General features: G+C 44.1%; 14 protein-coding genes. 6 read left to right on the top strand and 8 right to left on the bottom strand.

The features are described 5' to 3' along the window. Positions 1–139 precede the first annotated feature (139 nt). From ATB76_RS20510 to ATB76_RS20495, 4 genes are read right to left on the bottom strand one after another with little or no spacing between them, the layout of a single operon-like run. The gene (locus tag ATB76_RS20510; RefSeq protein ID WP_039975394.1) at positions 140–550 is read right to left on the bottom strand and encodes a prepilin-type N-terminal cleavage/methylation domain-containing protein; all 411 of its coding nucleotides are present in this window, start codon (positions 548–550) and stop codon (positions 140–142) included. After that, positions 540–1,835 (bottom strand): hypothetical protein, encoded by a 1,296-nt coding sequence (locus ATB76_RS20505; RefSeq protein WP_061036060.1) that lies wholly within the window; start codon positions 1,833–1,835, stop codon positions 540–542. The genes ATB76_RS20510 and ATB76_RS20505 overlap by 11 nt, the downstream gene beginning before the upstream one ends. After that, positions 1,835–2,461, bottom strand: a complete 627-nt coding sequence (locus tag ATB76_RS20500) for a hypothetical protein (protein ID WP_038875551.1) — start codon at positions 2,459–2,461, stop codon at positions 1,835–1,837. Before ATB76_RS20500 ends, ATB76_RS20505 begins: the two co-directional genes overlap by 1 nt. Positions 2,462–2,472: 11 nt before the next feature. Next, the gene (locus ATB76_RS20495; RefSeq protein WP_061036059.1) at positions 2,473–2,988 is read right to left on the bottom strand and encodes a GspH/FimT family pseudopilin; all 516 of its coding nucleotides are present in this window, start codon (positions 2,986–2,988) and stop codon (positions 2,473–2,475) included. A 103-nt stretch (positions 2,989–3,091) separates the two neighbouring features. Here ATB76_RS20495 and ATB76_RS20490 point away from each other — a divergent pair, with 103 nt between their 5' ends. Then, the gene (locus tag ATB76_RS20490; protein ID WP_061036058.1) at positions 3,092–3,529 is read left to right on the top strand and encodes a type IV pilin protein; all 438 of its coding nucleotides are present in this window, start codon (positions 3,092–3,094) and stop codon (positions 3,527–3,529) included. A gap of 89 nt (positions 3,530–3,618) precedes the next feature. Here the strand turns inward: ATB76_RS20490 and dnaJ are convergent, their stop codons facing one another. From dnaJ to grpE, 4 genes are all read right to left on the bottom strand, one after another. After that, positions 3,619–4,767 (bottom strand): molecular chaperone DnaJ, encoded by a 1,149-nt coding sequence (gene dnaJ / locus ATB76_RS20485; RefSeq protein ID WP_038868766.1) that lies wholly within the window; start codon positions 4,765–4,767, stop codon positions 3,619–3,621. 201 nt (positions 4,768–4,968) lie between these two features. Next, entirely contained in the window at positions 4,969–6,885 is a 1,917-nt protein-coding gene (gene dnaK / locus ATB76_RS20480) for a molecular chaperone DnaK (RefSeq protein ID WP_038868767.1), read from the bottom strand. 319 nt (positions 6,886–7,204) lie between these two features. Continuing rightward, positions 7,205–8,479 carry a dicarboxylate/amino acid:cation symporter gene (locus tag ATB76_RS20475; RefSeq protein WP_038868768.1) on the bottom strand — a complete coding sequence of 425 codons (1,275 nt, stop codon included), beginning with the start codon at positions 8,477–8,479 and terminating at the stop codon, positions 7,205–7,207. Positions 8,480–8,900: 421 nt separating this feature from the next. Next, positions 8,901–9,497, bottom strand: coding sequence for a nucleotide exchange factor GrpE (grpE, locus tag ATB76_RS20470; protein ID WP_038868770.1), 597 nt, complete (start codon positions 9,495–9,497; stop codon positions 8,901–8,903). Positions 9,498–9,642: 145 nt separating this feature from the next. Here grpE and nadK point away from each other — a divergent pair, with 145 nt between their 5' ends. The 5 genes from nadK to bamE all read left to right on the top strand — a co-directional run bounded on the left by nadK (position 9,643) and on the right by bamE (position 14,903). Beyond that, positions 9,643–10,527: an NAD(+) kinase gene (gene nadK / locus ATB76_RS20465; RefSeq protein WP_038868771.1), complete on the top strand. Its 885-nt coding sequence runs from the start codon at positions 9,643–9,645 to the stop codon at positions 10,525–10,527. A gap of 240 nt (positions 10,528–10,767) precedes the next feature. Further along, positions 10,768–11,955 (top strand): DUF3103 domain-containing protein, encoded by a 1,188-nt coding sequence (locus ATB76_RS20460; RefSeq protein ID WP_061036057.1) that lies wholly within the window; start codon positions 10,768–10,770, stop codon positions 11,953–11,955. Positions 11,956–12,123: 168 nt separating this feature from the next. Further along, positions 12,124–13,788, top strand: coding sequence for a DNA repair protein RecN (recN, locus tag ATB76_RS20455; protein ID WP_039975384.1), 1,665 nt, complete (start codon positions 12,124–12,126; stop codon positions 13,786–13,788). A gap of 21 nt (positions 13,789–13,809) precedes the next feature. Next, positions 13,810–14,292 (top strand): GNAT family N-acetyltransferase, encoded by a 483-nt coding sequence (locus ATB76_RS20450; RefSeq protein ID WP_042603930.1) that lies wholly within the window; start codon positions 13,810–13,812, stop codon positions 14,290–14,292. Between the two features lie 251 nt (positions 14,293–14,543). Further along, positions 14,544–14,903: an outer membrane protein assembly factor BamE gene (gene bamE / locus ATB76_RS20445; RefSeq protein ID WP_038868775.1), complete on the top strand. Its 360-nt coding sequence runs from the start codon at positions 14,544–14,546 to the stop codon at positions 14,901–14,903. The last annotated feature ends 167 nt before the right edge of the window (positions 14,904–15,070 follow it).

The raw sequence follows: 15,070 nt of genomic DNA, 5'->3' as shown, positions 1-15,070 counted from the left end.
ACATATCAATTAAACATAAAAAAAACAGTAGCACACCATTCGCATTAACAGTTCTAAAACCACCTATTAACCACCAAAAACAGCAATAAAAAGCACAAATGTTAACGACAAAGGTAATGACGAGAAAAATACAAAATCGTTAGTTTTCGAATTCACTGTACTGCGAAATCATTGTTTTCAACTCAAGGGATTGCGTCTCCCCCATGCGGTCTTGCCAGCTGGAGGTCACAATGATGGTCTTTAATGATCCAGAGACTGTCGCCGCCGGAACTTCCCATTCCACGGTATAGGCTCCCGTAGCAGAAGATCCTGTTGCAATCGAAGCAAAGGAAGCGGTAGAGATGGTAGAAAGCGCATCAGAAGCCCCGCGAGTCCTAAACCATTCGAGCTGATTTTCAGCTAAACGCAGCGCTTCAATACTGTGGATAGCATATTCTGATTTACGCTCCATGTAGATTTGCAACTTTGTTAGACCAAGCGCTCCGATTCCCAATAACAGAAAAGAAATCAGCACTTCGATTAAGCTAAAACCTTGTTGTTTAGAGATCATTCCAAGAGCCTTTTTTCCAACGGAAGTTAATAATCGGATCAACTACCTCATCGATGTTATCTCGGTTGTATGCAAAATTTAGAGAGTTAACAAAATAAGCACTATAACCAGGGCTATCTAACACTTGTCCACCCGAAAAACTAAAGGAACCGCGTTGGAGGTAAACGACTTTATCTAAAGCAAGCGTGGGAAAGTTAGCCGCATCTCCAAAGTGATCTTTGGCCTCGAATAAATCCCAATGTGTATCCAACCCTGTTGGTGAGTTGGTTGTGAGTTGATAAAGCATACCGGGGAAAGTCATAGAGCCATGTACAGCGAAGATACCATCTTGAACCAAGAGTAATATTGGAGCTTCTCCTGTTGCATCAAAGGCTTCGTTGAGATAATCAATGCCACCTTTGATTGGTACCCCATCAGAATCATTCTCATAACCTCCAGAGCTATTCTTTTTCGAGGAAGTAAACTCACAGGACCCAGTCACCCAAATATGAGTTTTACCTGCTGAAATTTGCTCCCCAACTTTCTTTCCACAATCGGTAACAATTTGATTGGTTGAATCATCGTAATCAATCGCAGTAAAACCCCAGTCAGATTTCACAGAATCCCAATTACTACGCTGCTCTCTAAAAATGTCGAAAAATGGCTCTAGATCTGCATCTTGAATAAAGTCCTCACCATAGCCAGAGTCAGAAGCAGTGACACTCTTATGCTCAGATTTACAATCTATGTTGTTGTGAACAAAATCTGCATAAGGCGCTGAGCCATGGATAACCCCTTGATTAGTCGCCCCAGCTCGAGAATGGAAAGCATTTTTATAGCGAATAGCCACACATTCCCACCCACTACCGACTAACTCTCCAGGATCTGGTGTCGAAAAAGCAGAGCTGCCATTCACATATAAATCAGTGCTACTTTTTAGTGCTCCAGAAGCTCTTCCACGAGATAGAACTAGTTGCTTTTCAATGGTTCGGCTAGAACTCGCAACGGGCTGACTTAGCACCTTATTGTCGGGTTCTAAAGTTAGTTGATGCAGGTCTAACGGTGTTTCACATCGGTTTGAAATTAGTGACGTTGCAGAAGAAACATCACCTGTACTTTGAACTAAAGAATAGAAACACTCTAATCCCCCCTCAGCTAACCAATGTTCTTGTCGAGCTTCAATTTGGTTGTTTGCTCGCTTAATTTGATAAAAAAGGGATTTATAGCTTCCTAGTGACATCATCAGCGCTGCAACAAGCAACACACTGACGACCAATAACGCGGCGGCACCTTGCTGTTTTCTCATTACTGCCAATTCCTTTGCTTCACTGTAAACGACTGCTCTGTTCGAATATCAGTCGCATCTTTTAACTCTGTCCCTAACGTAACCGTTACCATGGCAGTCTCGGCGTCGGTATTTTTTACCGTAGCCGCGGCCAACGTAAATTGATTCACATGAATCGCTTTCTTATCAAAAAGCGTGTTACATGATCCCGTTCCAGATAGAGCGATGACATCAGCTACACTCCAGATCGTTGTTTGTTTTTTTTCACATACAAACAGAGATTCTGGTGTATCGACGCGTTGTTCATATACAACGTTTTTATACAAAGCCGTCGCTCCGGAAGCCCCGACATTGTAGGCGTAAGCAATAAGCCCCATACCGGGAGCATCAAGGGTGTAGATAGTATTACTGGCTCCTGAAATCTTCACGGAGTTACCATCAATACCATCGAACCCAGCGCGTTGAATGTCGTTCCTCAACATCTGTAAAACGCTGGCTGTATTTTGCAATAGCATCAGTTCCTTAGAGCGCTCCATTGCAGCCTTTTGACCGCTGATATACAGCGAACCAACAATAGCGAGAGAAATGAGCCCCAAAGAGGACGCAATCATAAACTCAACGAGGCTCGCCCCTTTTTGCTTTAACATATCAACCCTTACTAAGAGCAAGTGGAATAGCCAAAGTATTCAGTTGAGTTGTTATCACTGCATACTCGAACACGGGCGGAAAGTGTGTGGGAAATAAGCTTAAGCGCTTTTGCAGATTCTCCAACCGGATAGAATTGGATATTGCCCGAAGAAGGGCGACCATGAACATCATCAAAGCTTATTTGACCAGACGAATAACTAGGTGTGACGACTATCCCGTCATAGGGAACGCCAGAAAAAGAAAACAATACGGACCCAGCACCTTCGGTTCCATTGTCAGTTAATTCAATGCGCCAATCACCATCGCTCGATGAGTTTCCAGACATGATGATATGCGCCCAAAGTCGCTCACGACGCAATACTGCTTCAGATTTCCCCTGAATAACAAAACCATGCAGCTCATCTGCTAATCGCTGCATTTTGTTGGTTTCAAACACATTTTGAAAAGATGGTGCCGCAGCAGCTAACAATATGCTCATTACAGCAATGGTGATTAAGAGCTCCAGCAACGTAAACCCGCGAGGCATTTCCCAAATTCCTATGCAAACGGCGAGAGGGCCGTAATTCATCTTGCACAGATGCTATCACCTGAGAAAAATAGTCGGAAAAGTGAAAAGGGAACTACTCGTCATGATTCGAATTTCTAGTTGTAACGGATACAACAGACGATTAAGAGGGATGACATTGATCGAATTACTGATTGCAGTCGTGATTGTTGGGATCATTGCTGCTATTGCTTATCCATCTTACTCAGGTCATACGATCACATCGCATAGAACGGTCGCGTTGAGTGATATTAGCCGCATTCAGTTGGAGCTCGAAACATCTTACAACGGTAGCTATGACTGGAGCGGGATTATATCTGGAGGTAGTTGTACGATCTGCGATTCGGACACAGACCGTTTCTCCTTTGCTGTCGCAAGTTCAGCAACAGTGGCATACACAATTACGGCAACCGCGAAATCTGATCGTGGGCAAGATGGGGACAGTTGCTTTTCTAGCGACCAAGATAAAAAAATAACACTCACTTCAACCAATATTGAATCGCCAAGCGAGTGCTGGAACTGATCAAGCCGCCTTCTCTGGCGACAAGAAAACAGATACGAAAAAGCCCGCATTGATGCGGGCTTCTTATTAAATTTTAACTTAGTCAGCAATTAGCTAGTTAAGTCATCAAAGAACTTCTTCACACCATTGAAGAAACCTTCTGATTTTGGTTTGTGCTTAGTCGCAGCATCACCACCACAAGACTCATCAAACTCTTTAAGCAGTTCTTTTTGGCGAGAGCTTAGGTTAACAGGTGTCTCAACCACTAGCTTAACGATTAGGTCACCAACACCGCCGCCACGAACGCCTTTCACACCTTTACCACGCATACGGAACATACGGCCAGTTTGCGTTTCTGTCGGTACTTTAAGGTTCACACGACCATCTAGCGTAGGAACTTCAACTTCACCACCAAGTGCTGCCATTGCAAAGCTTACTGGTACTTCACAGTACAGGTTGTTACCTTCACGTTCGAAGATATGGTGCTCTCTTACATGAACTTGAACATATAGGTCACCCGCTGGTGCGCCCATTTCTCCTGCTTCGCCTTCGCCAGATAGACGAATACGGTCGCCAGTATCAACACCTGCTGGGATCTTAACGTTAAGCGTTTTCGTTTTCTGTTTGCGACCTTGACCATGACATTCATTACATGGGTCTTTGATGATCTTGCCTTTACCATGACAGGTAGGACAGGTTTGTTGAACTGCGAAGAAGCCTTGACGCATCTGTACTTGACCATGGCCATGACAGGTGCCACAAGTTTCAGCCGTTGAGCCTTTCTTCGCGCCACTGCCATCACAGGTATCACAGTGGACTAGCGTAGGCACTTCGATCTCTTTAGAAACACCGCGAACAGCTTCTTCTAACGATAGTTCCATGTTGTAACGCAGGTCCGCACCACGTTGTGCTCGCTGCTGACCACCGCCACGACGGCCGCCGCCAAAGATATCACCAAATACATCACCGAAGATGTCGCCGAAATCAGCGCCACCGCCACCAAAACCGCCGCCGCCGAAGCCGCCACCGCCTTGTTCAAAAGCCGCATGACCATACTGGTCGTAAGCCGCTTTCTTTTGAGGCTCAGTTAGAATTTCGTACGCTTCTTTTACTTCTTTAAACTTGTCCGCAGCAGACTCATCACCCTGGTTACGGTCTGGGTGGTATTTCATCGCTAGACGCTTGTACGCCTTTTTAATATCGCGCTCAGAGGCATCACGGCTTACGCCTAATACTTCGTAAAAATCACGTTTTGACATGTTCTTCGTCACCAATTATTTACTGCAAACGGCATCGATTCACCGCTTGGTGTTTGTATCATTCTAGCTAAGTGCACTTATTGCAAAATACTTAGCTAGAAGGACAACGTTGACAAACAGACGGGCGTAAGAGTTACCCCAAACGCCCGTACACAAAGTCTTATCGACTCTAGGCGACCGCAATCGCCTAGTTAAGAAAGCTTATTTCTTGTCGTCTTTAACTTCTTCGAACTCAGCATCAACTACGTCGTCTTCTTTAGACTGTTGAGCATCAGCGTCAGCACCTTGTGCTTGTTGAGCTTGAGCTTGTTGTTGAGCGATTTCCATTAGCTTTTGAGCTGCAGTCATAAGCGCTTGAACTTTCGCATCGATTGCTTCTTTGTCATCACCCTTACGAGCAGTTTCAAGCTCAGCGATAGCTGCTTCAATCTTCTCTTTCTCATCTGCAGGTAGTGCTTCACCAGCTTCTTCTACTTGCTTACGAGTACCGTGAATCATTTGGTCAGCTTGGTTACGTGCAGCCGCTAACTCTTCGAACTTTTTGTCCGCTTCTTTGTTAGCTTCTGCTTCTTGAACCATTTTCTCGATGTCTTCGTCGCTTAGGCCGCCAGAAGCTTGGATAGTGATCTTCTGTTCTTTACCTGTTGACTTATCTTTCGCAGATACGTGAAGGATACCGTCAGCATCTAGGTCGAAAGTTACTTCGATTTGTGGCATACCACGAGGCGCAGCTTGAATGCCTTCTAGGTTGAATTGACCTAGAGACTTGTTGTATGACGCTTGCTTACGCTCACCTTGAAGAACATGGATTGTTACCGCGTTCTGGTTGTCTTCTGCTGTAGAGAAAACTTGGTTCGCTTTAGTTGGGATAGTTGTGTTTTTCTCAACTAGCTTAGTCATTACACCGCCCATTGTCTCAATTCCTAGAGACAGTGGTGTTACGTCTAGTAGAAGTACGTCTTTTACTTCACCTGCAAGTACACCGCCTTGAACTGCAGCACCCATTGCTACTGCTTCATCAGGGTTTACGTCGCGGCGAGCTTCTTTACCGAAGAACTCAGCAACCTTCGCTTGAACCATAGGCATACGAGTCTGACCACCAACTAGGATTACGTCAGTGATGTCGTTTACAGATAGGTCAGCGTCAGCTAGAGCAACTTTTAGAGGCTCAAGAGAACGTTGTACTAGGTCTTCAACTAGAGATTCTAGTTTCGCACGAGTCACTTTCACGTTCATGTGCTTAGGACCAGTCGCGTCTGCAGTCACGTAAGGTAGGTTTACGTCAGTTTGAGAAGTAGAAGAAAGCTCAATTTTCGCTTTTTCTGCTGCTTCTTTAACACGTTGCATCGCTAGTGGATCGTTCTTAAGGTTGATACCTTGCTCTTTGTTGAACTCGTCAACTAGGTAGTTGATTAGACGTGTATCAAAGTCTTCACCGCCAAGGTGAGTGTCACCGTTAGTTGCTAGAACTTCGAAAGTTTTCTCGCCTTCAACTTCATCGATTTCGATGATAGAGATATCGAATGTACCACCACCAAGGTCGTATACCGCAATAGTGCGGTCGCCGCCTGACTTGTCTAGGCCGTATGCTAGAGCAGCCGCTGTTGGTTCGTTGATGATACGTTTAACTTCTAGACCTGCGATACGGCCAGCGTCTTTTGTTGCTTGACGTTGAGCATCGTTAAAGTAAGCAGGAACTGTGATAACTGCGCCAGTTACTTCCTCACCTAGGAAGTCTTCAGCAGTTTTCTTCATTTTTTTCAAGATTTCAGCAGAAACTTGAGGAGCAGCCATTTTTTGGCCTTGCGCTTCTACCCAAGCGTCACCGTTGTCAGCCTTAACGATTTTGTAAGGCATGATTTCGATATCACGCTGAACTTCTTCATCTTCAAAGCGACGACCAATTAGACGCTTAATTGCAAATAGCGTGTTAGTTGGGTTTGTAACCGCTTGACGTTTTGCAGGTTGACCTACTAGCGTTTCACCATCGGTATATGCAACAACCGATGCCGTTGTGCGTTCGCCTTCAGCGTTTTCAATTACACGAGGTTTGTCGCCGTCTAGTACAGCAACACATGAGTTAGTAGTACCTAAGTCAATACCAATGATTTTACCCATCAGGCTATCTCCGAATAAATTCTATTTTCGTTTTGCTATATCCCCTATGTGGGGACGTAGAATCGGGTTTCAACCCTTGCTCACAAACAAAAATAATTATGTTTGCTTCTCTTATGCCCAATAGATAAGGGCTGCAAATGGCTTTTCAAGGGAAAGAGTAAAAAAAATTGAAAAAAGTTGTGCAAAAGGTGGGATGCTGGAATCTCGAAGCGCAGCGTTCCATAGGACGAAGTCCGTTCCCGAAGCGAAGCGTCTATTAAAAAGAAAAAGCGAGGCCCTAAGACCTCGCTGTGAATTCGATTAAGTGAGCGATTAAGAATTACGCACTCGCTTGTGCTGGTTCAGCATCCACGATTTCTTCTTTACCAATCTCGCCTTCAGACTTAGCAACAATCGTGTTTACTGCTGTATCGCCGACTACGTTAGATGATGTACAGAACATATCGTTAATACGATCAACCGCTGCAACGATTGCTAGACCTTCTGGTGGTAGACCCAATTGGTGAAGGATAACACCAACCATCACTACACCACCGCCAGGAACACCGCCAGCACCGATAGACAGTAGCAGAACCGTGAAGCCTAGAGTCACTAGGTCAGATACCGCAATAGGCTGACCAAACGCGTTTGCACAGAATACCGCTGCGATTGCGATGTAGATTGAAGCACCTGCCATGTTCATAGTTGCACCTAGTGGTACACCAAAACCAGCTACCGACTTAGACACACCAATCTTGTCAGTAAGAGTACGCATCGTTACTGGGATCGTCGCATTTGAACTTGCTGTAGATAGAGAGAACAACACTTGTTCACGCGTCTTACGAGAGAACTCGCGCGCAGAAATACCCGTGAACATTTGAACCGCTAGAGGGTAAACCACGAAGATCCAAAGCACTAGCATTGAAACCACAAGAGCAACGTAACCGGCTACTGATGCAAGCGTACCCGCATCCAAGGTTGCACCAAGTTGAATCATCAGAGCAAATACACCGTATGGCGCTAAGCTCATTACGAGACCAATCAGTTTCATCATGATTTCGTTCGCCATCTTAAAAGTACGAACCGCAGGGCCGCCTTTTGAATCAAGCGCTTGAATTGCAAGACCTGTCAGAATTGCCATAAAGATGATTTGTAGCATGTCGCCATTTGCAAACGCTTGTACAGGGTTGCTTGGAACAATGTTCACAACCATAGAGAAGATGTCTGGTGTTTCTGTTGACTTAAGCGCCACAGAATCAGAAATCGTACCCGCAAGGTTTGCACCTGCACCAGGCTGAACAATCATAGCAACAGTAAGAGCAGCAATGATCGCAACGACGGTATTTAAAATGTAAAGAGTAAAAGTTTTACCACCCAAGCGACCAAAAGAACGAATGTCTTTAAGTTCCACAATGCCACATACAATTGATACATAAACCAGAGGAACAACCAGAAGTTTAATCAGCGAAACGAACATGCCGCCCGCACCTTCTGCTGCACCTAGAATATAGGTATCAAAAATCGCAATACCGCTAAATAAGTACTGAATAGCTGTACCCAGCACGAGGCCGGCGAACAAGCCGATAAAAATCTTACTAGAAAGCGATTTATCCATCATAAATCTCCGAAATGTTGTGTTTGCTATTTATATTTTTATAGTTACATCTGCTAATTTTTACGGCAGACCTCGCGAATAATACACATCGGAGTTACAAAATAAAGGCTTTCTTTACAAGAATGTTAATAACTAACATTAAAAGTAAATCACCAGTTCTAGATTGATATTCAGAATTTTATTTTGAAGACAAGTCATAACAGGTACTTATAGACACAGCATCCCATAAGTAAGCAAGATAAAGAGAGGATATCTCCTATAGGAAAATTATTTGCCAATAGGAAAAAATTTGAAGAGGATCAAATTTCGAAATTTAGCTCATATTCAGAGGAGTGAATATGAGAATGACAATGTTTGAAACAAAAATGCCCACTGAGAACCAGTAGGCATTTAAATAAATATATATCAGTAGGTTACTGAATTATTTTGCAACCATAACCATTGCAGGACGTACCACGCGACCGTTTAGCTCGTAACCTTTTTGCATTACGAACATAACGGTATTTGACTCATGGTCAGGGCTTTCTTGGATAGACATCGCTTGATGGAATTCAGGGTTGAAAGCTTCACCTTCTGGATTGATCTCTTTCAAACCAAATTTCGATACTGCGTCTACAAACGTCTTATGCGTTAGCTCAACACCTTCAAGAATTGGCTTAACCACTTCATGCTCAGCATCAGCAGCTTGGATAGCACGCTCTAGGTTGTCGATAACAGGAAGAAGCTCTTCAGCAAACTTGTTCAAAGCGTATTTACGCGCTTTATCAATTTCTTGCTCTGTACGGCGACGCATGTTTTCTACTTCTGCTTTAGAACGTAGAACGGCATCTTGCTGATCTTTCACTTTCGTTTCACTTGATAGAAGTGCTGCTTCTAGTTGAGCAATCTTAGCGTCTTTTTCATCACCAATGTCTTCAAGTTCCGCTTCTGCTTCTTGAGCTGCTGCCTCTACTTTCTCAGCCTCTTCGATAATCTGATCAAGCTCGGCTTCAGTAACTTTGTTTTCTTCGTTGCTCATGATATCTCCAGAATCAACATAATGTCCTCAAAGCTTACGCACGTTTTGCGGGCTCTAACCACATTAAAATTCGCATATTTAGGTAACTTGCCATTATTATGGGGATGAAGATTCCTGATTCAAGCCTCTTTAATGCGGAAATGCTATGAAAAACCCATGTAACGTGATCGCGATTATCGGAAAACCTCGAGATCAGCAGGCTATTCAAACTCATAGAGAGCTTTACCAATGGTTAACCTCTGAAGGTTACCAAGTGTTTATCGATGACCGCCTTGCTGCAATTTTAGACGATATTCCACAAAATCAATTTGCCAGCCTAGTGGAACTTGGTAAAAACGCCGATCTCGCTATTGTCGTTGGAGGCGATGGCAACATGTTAGGCGCAGCTCGCATTTTATCTCGCTTTGATGTCGCAGTGATCGGTGTGAACCGAGGTAACCTTGGTTTCCTAACGGACCTTAACCCCGATGATTTCAAAACGGCATTGAAAGCCGTTCTGAATGGCGAATATATTGAAGAAGAGCGATTTTTACTTGAGGCCGAAGTGCATCGTCATGGCCAAATTAAAAGCCACAATGCCGCCCTAAACGAAGCAGTACTTCACCCTGGTCAAGTCGCACATATGATCGAGTTTGAAGTTTACATTGATGATAGCTTTGCGTTTTCGCTGCGCGCCGACGGTTTAATCGTTTCAACTCCAACAGGTTCAACCGCTTATTCCCTTTCCGGTGGTGGTCCTATCTTGTCGCCAAGCTTGAATGCAATCTCTTTGGTTCCGATGTTTCCTCACACTCTTTCAAGCCGTCCTTTAGTGGTTGATGGAAAACGACGCATTAAATTGATCGTGTCACCAGAAAACCGCGGTACGCAAGAAGTCAGTTGTGATGGACAAGTTTCACTACCGGTTTCTCCAGGCGATGAAGTTCATATTTATCAAAGCCCGAATGTACTTAAACTGATCCACCCAAAAGACTACAGCTACTACCACGTGCTAAGAAACAAGCTCGGTTGGTCAAGTAAATTGTTTTAACAAGAAAGGTTGATGTGAAGGCATCAACCTTTTTTCTATGCTCTCATTAACTCCAATTTCATCCCCACCCAAGGCGACACAGATTAATTCCTTGTTAAATTTAATTTTATAAAACTTGATCTTGTGGGTAAATTTTATACAAAATTCTGAGCTCAAATTGAAAGGTGTCCGACTGATGATATTCTCAGTATGAATAGAGTATAAACTCTAATTCATACTTATTATCTCAAAGGGCACATTATGAAAAAAACAATGATATTGTCCGTTCTCAGTACGTTAGCGCTTGCTGGCTGTCAATCTGAGGAGGCAAAGGTTACCGATATATCAAACGCAAAAGCCGAGGACATCTCGAATACCAAGCGGACACTAGCTCTGCAACTCAGCGAAAGTTATGCCAACATAGAACCCATGCTGCGCAAAGACATCACTGCCGAACACATTAATGTCCCCCTTTCCTCATTCGCCGAACAGAAACCTTTATCAGCATTTAGCCAACAACTCATACAAGCCGATACACAAATTCGAGCGTGGAAAGGCATCTCTGAATACTCCGATCAATTGCTTGAAGTTCGACTTGCAAATGAAGAAATGCTCGGCGTGTGGCAAGAAGGGGCCGTCGACCCACTCTTTGCTTTCGAACCAACAGGGGATGATGAGCAGTGGCAATACATCGAAGCTTACGATGTTTATGGCCAAGTCCACCAACTCGATGTCTATCAACTTCCAGACGTGCCTGTATTGGTTGTCGACAGCAACAGCTCTGCAGAGCTAAAAGCTGGGCTACAGGCTATGCAGGCAGAAATGAGCAAGCTTGGGCAAGCAACCATGGTCCAACCCTATATGACTGACATCGCAAAGGCTCAAAAATCTCTTTTCTCCCACACAGAAAGTACACCTCAACCAATTCAAACTACGGTTTTGAAGAAGATTCGTCTTGCCAATGACCAAGAGCCTTGGATTTCAGGAAAAGCTGAAATCTACGCCATTGTCACAGGTGTAAACCCTACGCGTGATGAACCCACTTTGGATCTCGTCGAGCTACCTTATTTGGATTACGACAACACCACCTACTTACCCAACCAAATCATCATTCACTGGTCTCGTTACCGTTGGGGGGCGGCGGATATCGTCTTAATGGAGCAAGATGACGGCACCGATTACAAACAGTTAGCCAAACTGCTTGTTCAGGTTGCAGAAGAAGTCCTGAAGGCAATTCCAGATCCCGAAGTTCAGGCCTATGCCATTATTCCTCATATCACCAACAAAATTATCGATGCGATTCCGGATGGCGCACTCACTAACGATGACGATTTTATCGATGTGTATTACACCCTGATGCAAGACACTTCCTATGTCGACCATCCTGGAGCAGGGGTTAATGCAGTGGCAACGTTTGAGCCGCTCACAATTAACCCAACTCGACCGTAACTTGTTCAATTTTAATAGGTCGTTGCATTTGCTCGGCCTATTTTTCTCTTCACCATCACAAAAAATACCTTCTTCCTACAAAAAATCCAGCAGCCACCTTTACTGTATAAAGAAACAGTATATACTGTTTTCTTATACAGTATTGTTCAGTTATACAGGTAAATAAAAATGCTGGCTCATCTAAGTGTTAATAATTTTGCGATTGTTAAGTCTTTACAGCTCGAGCTTTCAAAGGGCATGACCACCATCACTGGTGAAACAGGTGCAGGTAAATCTATTGCAATTGACGCATTAGGTCTTTGTTTAGGCGGGCGTGCCGATGCAGGCATGGTACGACAAGGCGAAGAGAAAACAGAAGTCAGCGCCGCCTTTTTACTGGACAACAATCTACACGCAACGCGTTGGCTAGAAGATAACGACCTGCTGGATGGCAGCGAATGTATCTTGCGTCGCATCATCACGAAAGAAGGCCGTTCTAGAGCCTTTATCAATGGCAGCCCAGTCCCTCTTTCACAACTCAAATCTCTTGGGCAGTTATTGATCAACATCCATGGACAGCACGCGCATCATCAGTTGATGAAGAGCGAGCATCAAATGGCCATGCTGGACCAATATGCTGGACATTTAAACCTACTAAAAAGCACACGCAGTGCTTACCAGCATTGGCGTCAAGCAGACAACAACCTTAAGCAACTAAAAGAGAACAGCCAGCAAAATCAGGCCCAAAAACAGTTGCTTGAATACCAAATTAAAGAACTGAATGAGTTATCGCTAGGTGAAGAAGAATTCGCAGAGCTCGAGCAAGAGCACAAACGACTGTCCAATAGTGGTGAACTCGCCACTACCTGTCAGCAAGCCCTCGAACTTATTTACGAAGGTGAAGAAGTCAATGCGCTTGGTATTTTGCAATCGGCCAATCACTCCCTAATCCAGTTAGCCGAATTGGATGAGAAGTTAGCTGAATTGCCAAACATGCTGGCAGAGGCAATGATCCAGCTAGAAGAAACCAAAAACGAACTTCGCAGCTACCTAGATGGCATTGATGTCGATCCCGGTCGCATGGCTTATGTCGAAGAACGTTTTTCTAAAGTGATGTCGATGGCTCGCAAACACCATGTTATGCCCGATGAGCTATACCAACATCACCAAGATCTTCTTGCACAAATCGAAGCATTAGATTGCTCTGACGAGCGTCTGGATGAACTCGCTCAAGAAGTAGAACAGAAATACCAAAGCTTCTTAACTCAAGCAGAGAAGCTGCACAAGTCACGTAGCCGTTACGCAAAAGAGCTGAACAAACTTATCACGCAAAGCATGCACGAATTGAGCATGGAGAAAGCGGTATTCAGCATCGAGGTAAACAACGAAAACCTCCACCCATCTCCATTGGGTATGGACAGTGTGTGTTTCTTGGTCTCAACCAACCCAGGTCAGCCATTACAACCTATCGCTAAAGTCGCATCAGGTGGTGAGCTATCACGTATCTCGCTAGCAATACAAGTTATCACCGCACAAAAAGTGGATACGCCAAGCTTGATCTTCGATGAAGTGGATGTCGGTATCAGCGGCCCAACGGCTGCGGTTGTCGGTAAGATGCTGCGCAAGTTAGGCGAATCGACTCAAGTGATGTGTGTAACCCACTTACCGCAAGTTGCTGGCTGTGGTCATCAACAAATGTTTGTTGCTAAACACACCAAGAGTGGGCAAACCGAAACAAAAATGCATGCCCTAGATGAACAACAACGTGTGGCAGAACTCGCTCGTTTATTGGGCGGAAGCCAAATTACCGACTCAACATTAGCCAACGCAAAAGAATTACTCATCGCGGCTTAACCATTCAACAAGGGATGAGAAATGGATATCAAAGCCATCAACAAAGAAAACTGTTTAGAGCTCGTCCCTCTTTTTATTGAGTTAGAATGCTATTACTTCAAAGAGGACGCCGCATCAGAGAATGAATTGACGCACTATCTAAAGCACCAAGTCTTCTCTGAGCATTCTAGTATCAAAATCATCGCAGCTTATGAGCACGACTCTATTATTGGTTTTGCGTCTTACACAGTGATGTACCCTGCCCCTAAACTTTCCGGCCAAATGTACATGAAGGATCTCTTCGTTTCTTCAATCGCGAGAGGAAAAGGCGTTGGTATTCAACTAATGAAACATTTAGCGACCCTAGCAGTTACCTCGGGTTGCCAAAGACTTGATTGGACAGCAGAAAACACCAATCCTATCGCTGGTCAATTTTACCGCTCCATAGGTGCAGCACACCTTGTTGAAAAAGAATATTATCGGTTTGAAGGTGAAACGCTCAAAGCATTTTCCCTCCCGCAATAATGCAACGCACGACCAACAGTAGTCGCCCTCACGAAATATTGCAGGCGATCTCTTAAATCCCATATCATAAAAAGCACACAACATGCTTGATGAGTCATGTTCCGCCAGTTATCGTCTAATATCAGCGAATAAATGCAACTCAACTCAAAATTCGTTGTCAGATTTTCTACCATACGACGCATAGCTTTTTACATCTGCGTCGAGCTTGTTTATTATCAGCGCAGTATTTTAAAGGTTACTAAGAAATTATTATGCAATTAAAGAAGTGGTTAGTTGCCGTACCATTAGCAATGACTTTGCTGACAGGATGTTCGGTATTGGAAAAACTGGTTTATCGTATTGATATCAACCAAGGCAACTATGTAGAACAAAGTGCGGTTGATAAATTAAAGTTTGGGATGACTAAAGCACAAGTTCGCTACGTTCTTGGTTCGCCTATGTTGGTTGAAAATGGCTACCCAAATACTTGGTACTACATTTACCATCACACTCCTGGGCACGGTGAACCTGTGCAAAAAGATCTGGTTGTTCAATTCAATGACCAAGGTACGTTAGCCGATCTGACTGGCGACTACCCGAAAAGTGATGCCTTTTACGAGAAGATTCAGTAGCCCATCTTTATTTTCACAGAATTCTCAAAGCCTCCTCGCCGGCTGTCTCTTGATCACAAGTCTAGTGATCAAGAGACATTGCGAGTTCGTAGCCTTCAAGGATGGTTTGTAGTTTAAACCACCCTTCCCAAAGCACCTTTATTGAAGCTCTACCCGTCCTCTTGGTA

The organism is Vibrio sp. MOR3 (assembly GCF_001557775.1).
Classification (GTDB): Bacteria; Pseudomonadota; Gammaproteobacteria; order Enterobacterales; family Vibrionaceae; genus Vibrio; species Vibrio jasicida.
The sequence above is the reverse complement of the archived record's forward strand: the minus strand, read 5'-3'. Positions and strand labels throughout refer to the sequence as shown.